Origin of the sequence: Serratia ficaria (genome assembly GCF_900187015.1) — a bacterium.
GTDB classification, from domain to species: domain Bacteria; phylum Pseudomonadota; class Gammaproteobacteria; order Enterobacterales; family Enterobacteriaceae; genus Serratia; species Serratia ficaria.
Genome location: NZ_LT906479.1, coordinates 586,408 through 600,753, shown reverse-complemented (window position 1 = coordinate 600,753; position 14,346 = coordinate 586,408). Strand labels below are relative to the sequence as shown.

At 63.5% G+C, this 14,346-nt stretch carries 15 protein-coding genes; 11 read left to right on the top strand and 4 right to left on the bottom strand.

Annotated features, from left to right (window positions below):
- Window positions 1–103: 103 nt before the first annotated feature.
- Together treB and treC are read left to right on the top strand one after the other, a co-directional pair.
- Window positions 104–1,519 carry a PTS trehalose transporter subunit IIBC gene (gene treB, locus CKW09_RS02795; RefSeq protein WP_095095514.1) on the top strand — a complete coding sequence of 472 codons (1,416 nt, stop codon included), beginning with the start codon at window positions 104–106 and terminating at the stop codon, window positions 1,517–1,519.
- Window positions 1,520–1,638: 119 nt separating this feature from the next.
- Window positions 1,639–3,303: an alpha,alpha-phosphotrehalase gene (gene treC / locus CKW09_RS02790; RefSeq protein ID WP_095095511.1), complete on the top strand. Its 1,665-nt coding sequence runs from the start codon at window positions 1,639–1,641 to the stop codon at window positions 3,301–3,303.
- Window positions 3,304–3,338: 35 nt separating this feature from the next.
- On the opposite strand, the gene CKW09_RS02785 is transcribed toward treC, so the two are convergent.
- Window positions 3,339–3,863 (bottom strand): NAD(P)H-dependent oxidoreductase, encoded by a 525-nt coding sequence (locus tag CKW09_RS02785; protein ID WP_095095508.1) that lies wholly within the window; start codon window positions 3,861–3,863, stop codon window positions 3,339–3,341.
- A gap of 104 nt (window positions 3,864–3,967) precedes the next feature.
- Here CKW09_RS02785 and CKW09_RS02780 point away from each other — a divergent pair, with 104 nt between their 5' ends.
- The 3 genes from CKW09_RS02780 to nrdG all read left to right on the top strand — a co-directional run bounded on the left by CKW09_RS02780 (window position 3,968) and on the right by nrdG (window position 7,886).
- A complete protein-coding gene (locus tag CKW09_RS02780; RefSeq protein ID WP_095095506.1) occupies window positions 3,968–4,882 on the top strand; it encodes a LysR family transcriptional regulator in 915 nt (304 codons plus the stop codon).
- Between the two features lie 205 nt (window positions 4,883–5,087).
- Window positions 5,088–7,226 (top strand): anaerobic ribonucleoside-triphosphate reductase, encoded by a 2,139-nt coding sequence (gene nrdD, locus CKW09_RS02775; protein ID WP_095095503.1) that lies wholly within the window; start codon window positions 5,088–5,090, stop codon window positions 7,224–7,226.
- A gap of 195 nt (window positions 7,227–7,421) precedes the next feature.
- On the top strand, window positions 7,422–7,886 hold the full coding sequence (nrdG, locus tag CKW09_RS02770; protein ID WP_095099987.1) for an anaerobic ribonucleoside-triphosphate reductase-activating protein: 465 nt from the start codon (window positions 7,422–7,424) through the stop codon (window positions 7,884–7,886).
- A 5-nt stretch (window positions 7,887–7,891) separates the two neighbouring features.
- Here the strand turns inward: nrdG and CKW09_RS02765 are convergent, their stop codons facing one another.
- From CKW09_RS02765 to CKW09_RS02755, 3 genes are all read right to left on the bottom strand, one after another.
- Window positions 7,892–8,167 carry a type II toxin-antitoxin system RelE/ParE family toxin gene (locus CKW09_RS02765; protein ID WP_061799809.1) on the bottom strand — a complete coding sequence of 92 codons (276 nt, stop codon included), beginning with the start codon at window positions 8,165–8,167 and terminating at the stop codon, window positions 7,892–7,894.
- Between the two features lie 8 nt (window positions 8,168–8,175).
- A complete protein-coding gene (locus CKW09_RS02760; RefSeq protein WP_013811307.1) occupies window positions 8,176–8,463 on the bottom strand; it encodes a type II toxin-antitoxin system RelB/DinJ family antitoxin in 288 nt (95 codons plus the stop codon).
- A gap of 105 nt (window positions 8,464–8,568) precedes the next feature.
- The gene (locus CKW09_RS02755) at window positions 8,569–9,627 is read right to left on the bottom strand and encodes a permease (RefSeq protein ID WP_095095501.1); all 1,059 of its coding nucleotides are present in this window, start codon (window positions 9,625–9,627) and stop codon (window positions 8,569–8,571) included.
- Window positions 9,628–9,853: 226 nt separating this feature from the next.
- Between CKW09_RS02755 and phnF the strand changes: the two genes are divergently transcribed.
- Genes phnF through phnK form a run of 6 tightly spaced genes read left to right on the top strand, consistent with a single transcriptional unit; the run spans window position 9,854 to window position 14,336 of the window.
- The gene (gene phnF / locus CKW09_RS02750; RefSeq protein WP_095095498.1) at window positions 9,854–10,582 is read left to right on the top strand and encodes a phosphonate metabolism transcriptional regulator PhnF; all 729 of its coding nucleotides are present in this window, start codon (window positions 9,854–9,856) and stop codon (window positions 10,580–10,582) included.
- Window positions 10,583–11,026, top strand: coding sequence for a phosphonate C-P lyase system protein PhnG (gene phnG, locus CKW09_RS02745; RefSeq protein WP_095095495.1), 444 nt, complete (start codon window positions 10,583–10,585; stop codon window positions 11,024–11,026).
- Between the two features lie 2 nt (window positions 11,027–11,028).
- Complete coding sequence (gene phnH / locus CKW09_RS02740) at window positions 11,029–11,610, top strand: phosphonate C-P lyase system protein PhnH (RefSeq protein WP_095095492.1); 582 nt, start codon at window positions 11,029–11,031, stop codon at window positions 11,608–11,610.
- Window positions 11,610–12,695, top strand: a complete 1,086-nt coding sequence (locus tag CKW09_RS02735) for a carbon-phosphorus lyase complex subunit PhnI (protein WP_095095488.1) — start codon at window positions 11,610–11,612, stop codon at window positions 12,693–12,695. Before phnH ends, CKW09_RS02735 begins: the two co-directional genes overlap by 1 nt.
- Window positions 12,688–13,548, top strand: a complete 861-nt coding sequence (locus tag CKW09_RS02730; protein WP_095095485.1) for an alpha-D-ribose 1-methylphosphonate 5-phosphate C-P-lyase PhnJ — start codon at window positions 12,688–12,690, stop codon at window positions 13,546–13,548. The genes CKW09_RS02735 and CKW09_RS02730 overlap by 8 nt, the downstream gene beginning before the upstream one ends.
- Window positions 13,548–14,336: a phosphonate C-P lyase system protein PhnK gene (gene phnK / locus CKW09_RS02725; RefSeq protein ID WP_095095481.1), complete on the top strand. Its 789-nt coding sequence runs from the start codon at window positions 13,548–13,550 to the stop codon at window positions 14,334–14,336. The genes CKW09_RS02730 and phnK overlap by 1 nt, the downstream gene beginning before the upstream one ends.
- The last annotated feature ends 10 nt before the right edge of the window (window positions 14,337–14,346 follow it).

Here is a 14,346-nt window from a genome sequence, read left to right as displayed (position 1 = left end):
CCAAACCGGGAACGTTCCCATTTCATAAAAAAAGCCGAATGACTAAGCTTTGATCATTACTCAGCCAACACCTCTGCGCCTTAGCCAATAAAGGTATCCAATAATGAGCAAAGTAAAACAGCAGGACATCGATCGCCTGATTGTTTTGGTGGGCGGCCGCGAGAATATCGCCACCGTCAGCCATTGTATTACCCGATTACGTTTCGTCCTCAACGATCCCAACCAGGCCAAACCGAAAGAAATCGAAGAGCTGCCGATGGTCAAAGGCTGCTTCACCAACGCCGGGCAGTTCCAGGTGGTGATCGGCCCCGAGGTCGACGATTACTACCAGGCGCTGATCGCCACCACCGGCCTCAACGAGGCCGACAAGGAACAGGCCAAGGTCGCCGCGCGTCAGAATATGACCTGGAGCGAGCGCGCCATCGCCCACTTCGCTGAAATCTTCTTCCCGCTGCTGCCGGCGCTGATCAGCGGCGGTCTGATCCTCGGCTTCCGCAACGTGATCGGCGACATTCCGATGTCCGGCGGCCAAACGCTGGCGCAGATGCACCCGGCGTGGAAAACCATCTACGACTTCCTGTGGCTGCTCGGCGAAGCGATCTTCATGTTCCTGCCGGTGGCCATCTGCTGGTCGACGGTGAAGAAAATGGGCGGCACGCCGGTGCTCGGCATCGTGCTGGGCGTGACCCTGGTGTCGCCGCAGCTGATGAACTCCTATCAGCTCGGCCAGCAGATCCCGGAAGTGTGGAACTTCGGCTGGTTCGCCATTCAAAAAGTCGGCTATCAGGCGCAGGTGATCCCGTCCATGCTGGCCGGCATGGCGCTGGGTTGGATTGAGACCCGGCTGAAAAAGATCGTGCCCGACTACCTGTATCTGGTGGTGGTGCCGGTGGTGTCCCTGCTGCTGGCGGTGTTCCTGGCGCACGCGCTGATCGGGCCGTTCGGCCGCATGATCGGCGACGGCGTGGCCTGGGCGGTGAAAGCGGTGATGACCGGCAGCTTCGCGCCGATCGGCGCCGCGCTGTTCGGCTTCCTGTATGCGCCGCTGGTGATCACCGGCGTGCATCAGACCACCCTGGCCATCGACATGCAGATGATCCAGAGCATGGGCGGCACCCCGGTGTGGCCGCTGATTGCGCTCTCCAACATCGCGCAGGCCTCGGCGGTGCTGGGCATCATCATCATCAGCCGCAAAGCCAACGAGCGCGAGATTTCGGTGCCGGCGGCGATCTCCGCCTACCTGGGCGTCACCGAACCGGCGATGTACGGCATCAACCTGAAATACCGCTTCCCGATGCTGTGCGCGATGATCGGCTCGGCCTTCGCCGGCCTGATCTGCGGCCTGGACGGCGTGATGGCCAACGGCATCGGCGTCGGCGGCCTGCCGGGCATCCTGTCGATCAAGCCGCAGTTCTGGCTGATTTACTCGCTGGCTATCCTGGTGGCGGTGGTGATCCCAATGCTGCTGACCATCATGGTCTACAAGCGCAAAGCCGCCCGCGGCGAGCTGCCGGTTTAATTTACGCGATATGAATGTAGGGGCTGGAAATACCCAACAGCTTTCAGGCTGCGGCAAGCGCGCCGCGGTTTGAAAGATGAAGGGTACGGCCCGTTGTCACGATTCAAAGGTATACAGCTATGAGCAACCCAACCCCCTGGTGGCAGAACGGCGTCATCTACCAAATTTACCCGAAGAGCTTTCAGGACAGCACCGGCAACGGCTACGGCGATCTGGCCGGCGTCACCCGGCGGCTGGACTATCTGCAGGAGCTGGGCGTCGACGCCATCTGGCTGACGCCGGTGTATGTCTCGCCGCAGGTGGACAACGGCTATGACGTGGCGGACTACTGCGCCATCGACCCGGCCTACGGCAGCATGGCGGATTTCGACAATCTGATCGCCGCCGCCCACCGGCGCGGCATCCGCATAGTGATGGACATGGTGTTCAACCATACCTCCACCGAGCACCCCTGGTTCCGGGCCGCGCAGGACCGCGACAGCCCTTACCGCCAGTTCTATGTCTGGCGCGACGGCGAAGGCGACGCACCGCCGAACAACTGGCGCTCCAAGTTCGGCGGCAACGCCTGGCAGTGGCACGCCGACAGCGGCCAGTACTACCTGCACCTGTTCGCCACCGAGCAGGCGGACCTGAACTGGGAGCACCCGCCGGTGCGCGAGGAGCTGAAGAAGGTCTGCCAATTCTGGGCCGACAAGGGCGTCGACGGCCTGCGCCTCGACGTGATCAACCTGGTCTCCAAGCGGCAGGATTTCCCGTCCGACAGCCAGGGCGACGGCCGCCGCTTCTATACCGACGGCCCGCGCATTCACGAGTTCCTGCAGGAGATGAGCCGCGAGGTGTTCCAACCGCGCGGCCTGATGACCGTGGGCGAGATGTCCTCCACCACGCTGGCGCATTGCCGGCAATACGCGGCGCAGAGCGGTGAAGAGCTGTCGATGACCTTCAACTTCCACCACCTGAAGGTGGACTACGCCGGCGGAGAAAAATGGACGCTGGCGGCGCCGGACTACGTGGAGCTGAAGCGGATTTTCCGCCACTGGCAGCAAGGCATGCACGCCCGCGCCTGGAACGCGCTGTTCTGGTGCAACCACGATCAGCCGCGCATCGTTTCCCGCTTCGGCGACGAAGGCGAGCTGCGGGTGCCGGCCGCCAAAATGCTGGCGATGGTGCTGCACGGCATGCAGGGCACGCCGTATATCTATCAGGGGGAAGAGATCGGCATGACTAACCCGGGCTTCCGCGACATCGGCCAGTATCGCGATGTGGAAAGCCTGAACATGTACGCCGAGCTGAGCGCCCAGGGCAAGAGCGACGCCGAGCTGCTGGCGATCCTGGCCGGCAAATCGCGCGACAACGGCCGCACGCCGATGCAGTGGAGCGCGGCGGCCAACGCCGGTTTCACTCAGGGCACGCCCTGGCTGGGCTGCGCGGAAAACTATCCGCAGATCAACGCCGAAGCGGCGCTGGCCGATCTGGACTCGGTATTTTACGCCTACCGCCAGCTGCTCACCCTGCGCAAGCAGTACCCGCTGCTGACCCACGGCGACTATCAGGATCTGGCGCCGTCGCACCCGGCGCTGTGGTGCTACCAGCGCAGCTGGAACGGCCAGCGCCTGCTGGTGGCGGCCAACCTCAGCCGCGAACCGCAGGCGTGGGGCGCGGAAGGCGTGGAGCCCTCCGCCCAGTGGCGCCCGCTGATGAGCAACTACGCCGATGCGGCGGACCAGCCGCAGGCGCTTACTCTGCGGCCGTTCGAAGCGGTATGGTGGCTGCTGGAAGACTAAAGCGTTCCCTCACGGGCGCAGCCCCCCGCTGCGCCCTACAATTTTTGCAGCAGTTGCACCACGCCGGCGGCCTCTTGCGCCAGCCGTTCGTCGCTCATGTCAAACACCCCTTGCACCAAATGCGGCGGCAGGTAATCCATGCCGGTCAGGTTGGCCATGGCGTTGAACGGGCGCAGCAGATCCGCCACCGGATAACGGTTGTAACCTTCCGGCGTATAGGCCTGCGCGTTGCCGCCGGTGCTCACCACCAGCTGCAGCGGTTTGCCGTGCAGCCGGGTGCCTTCGCTGCCGTAGGCGAAACCGTAGGTTAATACCGCGTCCTGCCATTCGCTGAGGATCGCCGGCGAGCTGTACCAGTAGAACGGGAACATCATCACTACCGCGTCATGGGCTTCCAGCAGTTCCTGCTCGCGCGCCACGTCGATGCGATAATCCGGATAAGCGCGGATCAGCTCATGCAGGGTAACGTTCGGCAGCGGGCGCTGCGCTGCGATCAACGCCTGGTTGATGCGCGATTCGTCGGGCGTGCGGTGGGCGGTCAAAACTAAAATGCGTGACATACAACATCCTTGGTTGAGATTTGATAACGCATTTTTCCATTTCCGCCGCCGCGGGTGTAGGCTGTGATGGGTTACATCAATTTCAACTAAAAGTATCAACCGCCATGTCGCTGCCCTTTGACGTACATCGTCTGCTGCCGGCGTTTCTCGCCGCCGCCCAGACGCAAAACTTTTCCGCCGCTGCGCGCCAGCTGGGCGTCACCCCGGCGGCGGTCAGCAAAAACATTCGCGTGCTGGAAGAAAAGCTGGCGCTGCGTCTGTTCCAGCGCAACACCCACAACGTGGTGCTGACCGACGAAGGCAAAGCATTGCTGGCGCAGGTGGCGCCGCTGTGGCAGGCGCTGTCCGCCACGCTGGAAAACGCCGGCGGCGTGCGGCAGGCCCCTGCCGGCACCGTGCGCGTCAGCATGATCCCCGGCTTCGGCCGCCAGATGCTGATGCCCTTGATCCCGCTGTTTCTGCAACGCTACCCGCAGATCGATCTCGATCTTTCGCTGGATGCGCGGGTGGTTAATCTGGTGGGCGAAGGCTTCGACGTCGGCATCGGCAGCCGGATCGATCCCGACAGCCGGCTGGTGGCCCGGCCGCTGTACCCGATGCGGATGGTGCTGGCGGCCTCGCCGGGCTATCTGGCGCAGCGCGGCGCGCCGCAGGATCCTCAGGATCTGCCGCAGCACGACTGCCTGCTGCACCGCAACCCGGCCAACGGGCGCAGCGTAAAGTGGCAGCTGCAGCGACGCGGCCAACCGCTGACGCTGGATCTGCACGGCCGCCTGATGGCCAGCCGCCCGGAGATGCTGCTGGACGCGGCGCTTGCCGGCCTGGGCATCGCCAACCTGGCGCACTGGTACGCCGAAAAGCACTTCGCGCAGGGCACCCTGCAGCCGGTGCTGCCCGCCTGCTGGCCGCGCCCGGTTCAGCTGTGGCTGTATTACGCCTCGGCGGATCTGCCGCCGCGCGTCCGCGTCTGGGTCGATTTTTTGCTTGAACATTTCCGCCCGCAGCCGGCGGGCGATTGACGTCTGTACAGCTTGCGCCCGCCGTTGAATTTTCCTTGTCCTACATCAAAAGAATCCCGCCGATATCTATATATAGTGCATTAATAATCGTAAACACCTATATATAGTAGTTATCCACAAAATCATCCACACGCCGCCGCAGCCCTTGCGCGCTGCGGCTTCGCCCTGTGGATAACCTATCCTTCGGGAAACAAGGAGTCACAACGTGAAACCAGTAGTGATTAAACGGGACGGTTGCCAGGTACCTTTTGACGAAGCGCGCATCGCGCAGGCGATTGAACGCGCCGCCCTGGCGGCCGGGGTGGTCGACGCCGACTACTGCGCCACCGTCGCCCGCGTGGTCGCTCAGCGCATGGAGCGGCGGCAGCACGTTGATATCCATGAAATTCAGCAGGCGGTGGAAAACCAGTTGATGGCCGGCGAATACAAACAGCTGGCGCGCGCCTACATCGAATACCGCCACGATCGCGACGTGGCGCGCGAGCTGCGCGGGCGGCTGAACCAGGAGATCCGCGGCCTGGTGGAACAAAACAACCGCGCGCTGCTGAACGAAAACGCCAACAAGGACAGCAAGGTGATCCCGACCCAGCGCGATCTGCTGGCCGGCATCGTCGCCAAACACTACGCCAAGCAGCACATCCTGCCGCGCGACGTGGTGCTGGCCCATGAGCGCGGCGAAATTCACTACCACGACCTCGACTACGCGCCGTTCTTCCCGATGTTCAACTGCATGCTGATCGACCTGAAAGGCATGCTGACCAACGGCTTCAAGATGGGCAACGCCGAGATCGAACCGCCGAAGTCGATCTCCACCGCCACCGCCGTTACCGCGCAGATCATCGCCCAGGTCGCCAGCCATATTTACGGCGGCACCACCATTAACCGCATCGACGAGATCCTGGCGCCCTTCGTCAGCGAAAGCTTCCGCAAGCACCGCGAAGTGGCCGAACAATGGCAGATCCCGGACGCGCAGGGCTACGCCATGGCGCGCACCGAGAAAGAGTGTTACGACGCCTTCCAGTCGTTGGAATACGAGGTCAACACCCTGCACACCGCCAACGGCCAGACGCCGTTCGTCACCTTCGGCTTCGGCCTCGGCACCTGCTGGGAATCGCGCCTGATCCAGCGTTCGATCCTGAAAAACCGCATCGCCGGGCTGGGCAAGAACCGCAAGACCGCCGTGTTCCCCAAACTGGTGTTCGCCATCTGCGACGGCCTCAACCACCAGTACGGCGATCCGAACTACGACATCAAACAGTTGGCGCTGGAGTGCGCCAGCAAACGCATGTATCCGGACATCCTCAATTACGATCAGGTGGTGAAGGTCACCGGCTCGTTCAAGACGCCGATGGGCTGCCGCAGCTTCCTCGGCACCTACGAGGAAAACGGCGAGCTGGTGCACGACGGCCGCAACAACATCGGCGTGATCAGCCTTAACCTGCCGCGCATCGCGCTGGAGGCGATGGGCGACGAGGCGCGCTTCTGGAGCCTGCTCGATCGGCGCCTGCTGCTGGCGAAAAAGGCGCTGATGACGCGCATCGCGCGGCTGGAGGGCATCAAGGCGCGGGTGGCGCCGATCCTCTATATGGAAGGCGCTTGCGGCGTGCGGCTGAAGGCCGACGACAACATCGCCGACATCTTCAAGAACGGCCGCGCCTCTATCTCGCTGGGCTATATTGGCCTGCACGAAACCATCAACGCGCTGTTCGGCAACGGCACCCACGTTTACGACGACGAAACTCTGCGCGCCAAGGCGGTGGCGATCGTCGAACGGCTGCGCGCCGCCACCGACGGCTGGAAGGCGGAAACCGGCTACGGCTTCAGCCTGTACAGCACGCCGAGCGAAAACCTGTGCGACCGCTTCTGCCGGCTGGACACCGCCGATTTCGGCGTGGTGCCGGGCGTGACCGACAAGGGCTACTACACCAACAGCTTCCACCTCGACGTGGAGAAAAAGGTCAATCCGTACGACAAACTGGACTTCGAGGCGCCCTATCCGCCGTTGGCCAACGGCGGCTTCATCTGCTACGGCGAATACCCCAACCTGCAGCACAATTTGAAGGCGCTGGAAGACGTGTGGGACTACAGCTACAGCCGGGTGCCTTATTACGGCACCAACACGCCGATCGACGAGTGCTACCAATGCGGCTTCACCGGCGAGTTTTCCTGCACCAGCAAGGGCTTCACCTGCCCGAAATGCGGCAACCACGAGCCGTCCAAGGTGTCGGTCACCCGGCGGGTGTGCGGCTACCTCGGCAGCCCGGACGCCAGGCCGTTCAACGCCGGCAAGCAGGAAGAGGTGAAACGGCGGGTGAAGCATCTCGACAACGGGCGGCTCGGCTGAGGTGCCCCGTTTAACCCTGATGAGCGGGTTCAGTATACAGAGCTCTGATAAAGCCAATTATTAGGGAAAGCGTGCCGAAGGGGTCGTAGCGGCTTGCCGCCGGAGCGCCCCTCGGGGCGCTAAGCCCGGGTATCTCGGGCGAAAAGACAACTTTGCCACTAAACATACACTGAACCCCTGCAACCAGAAAAAATGATAAATTATCACCAGTACTATCCCTTAGATGTGGTCAACGGCCCCGGCACCCGCTGCACGCTGTTCGTCGCCGGCTGCGTGCACCAGTGCCCCGGCTGCTACAACAAGAGCACCTGGCGGCTCAACTCCGGCCTGCCGTTTACCCCGGAGCTGGAAGACCGCATCATTGCCGATCTGAACGATGCGCGCGTGCCGCGCCAGGGGCTGTCGCTGTCCGGCGGCGATCCGCTGCACCCGGCCAACGTGCTGGCCATTCTGCAGCTGGTGAAACGGGTGCGCGCCGAGTGCCCCGGCAAGGATATCTGGCTGTGGACCGGCTACCGGCTGGCGGAGCTGGACGCGCAGCAAATGCAGGTGGTAGACAGGATTAACGTATTGATTGACGGCAAGTTTGTGCAGGATTTGAAAGACCCAGCGCTGATCTGGCGCGGCAGCAGCAACCAGGTGGTGCATAAGCTGCGATGACAATGCTAGTTTGGAAATTTCTCACGCTGGTGGGCAATCGAGAAAACCTTAATAACGTCATCAACGATGATATACACCAGCAACAGGGAGGCCTTGTTAATTAGCAGCTTACGTGCCTTCCCATACCAGGGCTTACCTAACTCAGGATGATCCAGCAGGCGCTTTACCGCTTTATCGATCTCGTTATCAGCCTGCTCTGCCGCCTGTGGATTGAAAATATAAAGAAACTCAAAAATACGTTCCCTGTCCCGTAGCGCTGCATTATCCCATTCGATACGCATAACGATCCCTATTTTCGGTCGTATTTCGCTCTAATTTTTGCCTTAAAGGCATCCATGCTTTCTTCTACTTCTTGTTGGCTAAGGTAGACAGCATTACCTTCATGCAGACGGGAAAAAGCTGCATCCACCTTATCTTTCAGCCAGTTTTCGTGCTCCTCCGCGGCCCGTTGCTCATCAGCCATTTGCTCCGCTAAGCGGCGGCAGGCTTCACTCAATGTCGTTCCTTTAGCCTCAGCGGCCTTCTGCGCCAAACGCTTGGTTTCATCTTCGATGCGAAACTGGATACGACTTTCCATCTTTGCTCCTCCTGCAATCGCACGATGGCGACACTGAATATTGAACAGACACGTTAGCACATTTGTGACAACAACATCGAGATGAAAGGTCATTTTTTGAACATTTTACACCAACCCCATCCCCAGCACGCCGGTCGCTACGCCGCACAGCGCCACCAGCGCCGCGGTCAGGCACAGTGCCCGAGCGGTAAACACTTTGTTCAGCATCAGCAGCGAAGGCAGGCTGACCGCCGGCAGGGTCATCAGCAGCGCCAGCGCCGGGCCGGCGCCCATGCCCGCCAGCATCATGGCCTGCACGATCGGGATTTCCGCCGCGGTGGGGATCACGAACAGGCAGCCGACGATCGCCAAACCGATGATCCACAGCAGGCTGTTGTCGACCGCGCCGTCGGCGTGCGGGAACAGCCAAACCCGCGCCGCGCCCAGCGCCAGCACCGCCAGGATGTAGATCGGAATGGTCGACCAGAACAGCGCCCACAGCGCCTTCAGCCAGCGGCCGAGGAACGGCCGATCTTCGGTTTTCGCCGGCGGCATCGGCGGCTGCCGCAGCGCGGCCGGCTGCGGGTCATTGGCGGTAACGCGCTGCACCAGCCAGGCGATGCCCAACACCATCACCACCCCGGCCACCAGCCGAATGGCGGCGAACGGCCAGCCGAGCACGAAGCCCATAAAAATCAGCGTCGCCGGGTTCAGCACCGGGTTGCTCAGCCAAAAGGCCAGCGCCGCGCCGCTGGATACCGACTGGCGACGCAGCCCGGCGGCCACCGGCGCCGCGCAGCAGGTGCACATCATGCCCGGCAGCGCGATCAGCGTGCCCAGCAGGGTGCCGGAAAAACGCGGGTGGCCAAGCGTGCGCAGCAGCCAGTCGCGCGGGATCAGCACCTGCACCAGCGACCCCAACAATACGCCGAGCAGCGCCGCCTTCCACACCGCGGTGAAATAGATCAGCGCATAGTGCCAGGCCGCCAGCCAGGGGCTGCCGTCGGCTCCGGCCAGTATCGATTTGCCGATCGAATGGGTGTCCGCCGCCAAAAAGGCCTTGCCGTAGTAAGGCTGCCATTTGACGTAGTAGAGGCCGACGGCCACCACCAGCAGGAACAGGATCGGTTTCCACAGCGGCCAGGCGCGGGGCGTGCGGTCAGGGGCGGTAATAGGTTGCGGCATGGTGTCGGCCAGAGTCAGTCACGGGTGCCCCAGCATAGCGCGCCGCGCCCGGCCGCGCATCCCCGGGCTGTCCAAAATAGTTCATCTGTTCGCCACCGACGCGTAACGCGATTGTCATCTGCGCCCGTCACCATGATGCCGACGAGAAAACCACAGGGTAGACGCACGATGAAACGCACCGCTTCCGCCTTCATCGCACCGCCATCGGCACGACGAGGTTTTTATTATGATGGACTTATCTAGACATCCGACCAGTTACCCCACCCGCTACCAGCAGATCGCCGCCCAGCTGGAACAAGAGCTGCGCACCCAATACCGCTGCGGCGACTATCTGCCCTCCGAGCAACAGCTGGCGGAACGTTATCAGGTCAATCGCCACACCCTGCGCCGCGCGGTGGACCAGTTGGTGGAGCGCGGCTGGCTGCAGCGCCGCCACGGCGTCGGCATTCTGGTGCTGATGCGCCCCTACGACTACCCGCTGCACGCCAATACGCGGTTCAGCCAGAACCTGCTCGAGCAGGGCAGCCACCCCACCAGTGAGCGCTTACTCGCAGTATTGCGCCCGTGCAACGGGCATATCGCCAGCGCGCTGTCGCGTGAAGAAGGCGAGATGGTGATCCACCTGCGCACCCTGCGCCGGGTCAACGGCGTGCCGATGAGCGTGATCGACCATTACCTGCCCGATCTGGACTGGTGGCCGGCGCTGCAGCAGTTCCACAGCGGCTCGCTGCATGAGTTTATCGAACGGCACATTCGCCAGCCGCTGACCCGCAGCCAGACGCGCATCAGCGCGCGCCGCGCACAGGCCAAAGAGAGCCGGCTGCTGGCGATCGCCACCCACGCGCCGCTGCTGTGCGTGCGCACCCTGAACGTCTGCAACGGCAGCGACCGCGTGGCGGAATACTCCGTCAGCCTGGCCCGCGCCGACATGATCGAACTGACGATGGAGCACTGAATGCAATCCTTACAGTCAAGACAGCGCTGGATGTCGGTGCTGGCGCACAGCCAGCCGGCCCAGCTGCGCAGCCACTGGCAGGCGCTGAATATCAGCCCGAGCTACCGCAGCATCCGCGCGCCGGAGATTGGCCTGGCGCAGCTGCAGGGGCGCATGGGCGCCACCGGCCGCCGCTTTGTGCTGGGCGATATGACCATCACCCGCGCGGTGGTGCAGCTGGAGAACGGCGGTTACGGCTACAGCTATATCGCCGGGCGCGACAAGGCGCATGCCGAGCTGTGCGCGCTGGCCGACGCGCTGCTGCAACAGCCGGAGCACGGCGAGCGGCTGCAACAGCGGCTGATAGCGCCGCTGGCCGCGCTGCAGCACGAGCAGCGCCAGCTGCGCGCCCGTGCGGTGGCCTCCAGCCGGGTGGATTTCTTTACCTTGGTGCGGGGGGATTGAGCATGAGTTTATTGACCGGTTTTGACCAACCCATAGAGCAATCGCAACACAGCTTCCGCTTGATCCTCAAGGCGTTAAGCGAGCCAGGCCATTGCGTCACGCTGCAGGGCGGCCCCGCCTGGGGCGCGCTGAACGCCGCCAGCACCGCCGCGCTGCTGACGCTGGCGGATCAGGAAACCCCGCTCCAGCTGTGTGAGGCGCTAAAAAGTGAGCAAGTGCTAACAAACATTCGCTTCCACAGCGGCGCGCCGCTGGCCGCCAATGCGCAAGAGGTCGGCTTTGCGCTGTTCGATGCGCAGCTGCAGGCCGCCGATCTGCAGGCGTTGCCGCACGGCAGCGAGATTTCGCCGGAATTCGGCGCCACGGTGGTGGTGCAATTGGCCGGGCTGGAACAGGGCGCTGCGCTGCGCCTGAGCGGCCCCGGCATTGAACATCAACGGGTTATCTCGCCGCAGCTGCCGCCGGCGCTGCTGGATTACCTGATCACCCGCCCGCAGCGCTTCCCGCTCGGGCTGGATTTTCTACTGACCTGCGGCGATCGCCTGCTGGCGATCCCGCGGACCACCCGCGTGGAGGTGTGCTGATGTACGTAGCGGTAAAAGGGGGCGAAAAAGCCATCGAGGCCGCCCATCGGCTGCAGGAACGGCTGCGGCGCGGCGACGACGGCCTGCCGGCGATCGGCGTGGAGCAAATAGAACAGCAGCTGGGGCTGGCGGTGGACCGGGTGATGACCGAAGGCGGCATCTACGATCCCGAGCTGGCGGCGCTGGCCATCAAACAGGCCAGCGGCGATCTGGTCGAGGCGATTTTCCTGCTGCGCGCCTATCGCACCACCCTGCCGCGCCTGGCGATCAGCGAACCGCTGGCGACCGAAAACATGCGGCTGGAGCGGCGCATCTCGGCGGTTTACAAGGACTTGCCCGGCGGGCAGGTGCTGGGGCCGACCTACGATTACACCCACCGGCTATTGGACTTCGCGCTGCTGGCGGAAGGCGAAACGCCCCACGCGCCGCAGGCCGACGAGCCGCTGCCGGAAAGCTGCGCCCACGTGTTCGAACTGCTCGGCAAACAGCAATTGGCGCTGGCGGAACAGGACGACGGCAGCGCGCCGGACGACATTACCCGCAACCCGCCGGTTTATCCCTGCTCGCGCTCGGCGCGCCTGCAGCAGCTGGTGCGCGGCGACGAAGGTTTTCTGCTGGCGCTGGGCTACGCCACCCAGCGCGGCTATGGCCGCAACCACCCGTTCGCCGGCGAGATCCGCACCGGCTACGTTTCGCTGGAGATAGTGCCTGAAGAGCTCGGTTTCGCGCTGGATATCGGCGAAATCCTGCTGACCGAGTGCGAGATGGTCAACGGCTTCGTCGATCCGCAAGACCGCCCGCCGCACTTCACCCGCGGCTATGGCTTGGTGTTCGGCCGCGCCGAACGCAAAGCGATGGCGATGGCGCTGGTGGATCGCGCGCTGCAAAGCCCAGAGTACGGCGAAGGGGTCGCCGGCCCGGCGCAGGACGAAGAGTTCGTGCTGGCCCATGCCGACAACGTGGAGGCCGCCGGCTTCGTCTCCCATCTCAAGCTGCCGCATTACGTCGACTTCCAGGCCGAACTGGAGCTGCTCAAGCGGCTGCGACAGGAATACAGCGAGCGTCAGGAGGCCCGCGATGAGTGAAGTATTGACCGGCTATAACCTTGGCTATCTCGACGAGCAGACCAAACGCACTCTCCGCCGCGCCATTCTGAAGGCGGTGGCCATTCCCGGCTATCAGGTGCCGTTCGGCGGCCGCGAGATGCCGATGCCTTACGGCTGGGGTACCGGCGGCATTCAGATCACCGCCAGCATCATCGGCCGCGCCGACGTGCTGAAGGTGATCGACCAGGGCGCCGACGACACCACCAACGCGGTGTCGATTCGCCGCTTCTTCCAGCGCGTCGTCGGGGTGGCGACCACCGAGCGCACGCCGGAGGCCACGCTGATCCAGACCCGCCACCGCATCCCGGAAACCGCGCTGCGCGAGGACCAGATCCTGATTTATCAGGTGCCGATCCCGGAGCCGCTGCGCTTTATCGAGCCGCGCGAAACCGAGACCCGCAAGATGCACGCCCTGGAAGAGTACGGCGTGATGCAGGTGAAGCTGTATGAGGACATCTCGCGCTACGGCCACATCGCCACCACCTACGCCTACCCGGTGAAGGTGAACGATCGCTATGTGATGGATCCGTCGCCCATCCCGAAATTCGATAACCCGAAAATGCACATGATGCCGGCGCTGCAGCTGTTCGGCGCCGGGCGCGAGAAACGCATCTACGCCCTGCCGCCGTTCTGCAAGGTGGAGAGCCTGGACTTCGACGACCATCCGTTCAGCGTGCAGCAGTGGGACCAACCCTGCGCCCTGTGCGGCTCGCGCCACAGCTACCTGGACGAGGTGGTGCTCGACGACCAGGGCAACCGCATGTTCGTCTGTTCGGACACCGACTACTGCCGGCAACGGCTGGCGCAACCTTCGCAAGAGGCGCAGCACTGATGACTTCTACCCCACTGAGCACCACGCCGCTGCTGTCGGTGAGCCGCCTCACCCATCTGTATGCGCCCGGCAAAGGCTTCAGCGACGTGTCGTTCGACATCTACCCCGGCGAAGTGCTGGGCATCGTCGGCGAATCCGGCTCCGGCAAAACCACGCTGCTGAAATCCATTTCGGCGCGGCTGGCGCCGCAGAGCGGGCAGATCATTTATCGCCCGCAGGCCGACCGCCGGCACGACCTGTACGCCATGGCGGAGAGCGATCGCCGCCGCCTGCTGCGCACCGACTGGGGCGTGGTGCACCAGCACCCGCTCGACGGGCTGCGGCCGCAGGTTTCCGCCGGCGGCAACATCGGCGAACGGCTGATGGCCATCGGCCAGCGCCACTACGGCGATATCCGCCGCCAGGCCGGCCAGTGGCTGGAAGACGTCGAGATCCCGCTGTCGCGCCTCGATGACCTGCCCACCACCTTCTCCGGCGGCATGCAGCAGCGGCTGCAGATTGCCCGCAACCTGGTGACCCACCCCAGGCTGGTATTTATGGATGAGCCGACCGGCGGGCTGGACGTGTCGGTGCAGGCGCGCCTGCTCGATCTGCTGCGCAACCTGGTGGTGGAGATGCAGCTGGCGGCGGTGATCGTCACCCACGATCTCGGCGTGGCGCGGCTGCTGGCGCACCGGCTGCTGGTGATGAAGCAAGGGGAAGTGGTGGAAAGCGGCCTCACCGATCGGGTGCTGGACGACCCGCACCATCCTTACACCCAGCTGCTGGTTTCTTCGGTACTGTCGTAACCCAAGGCGA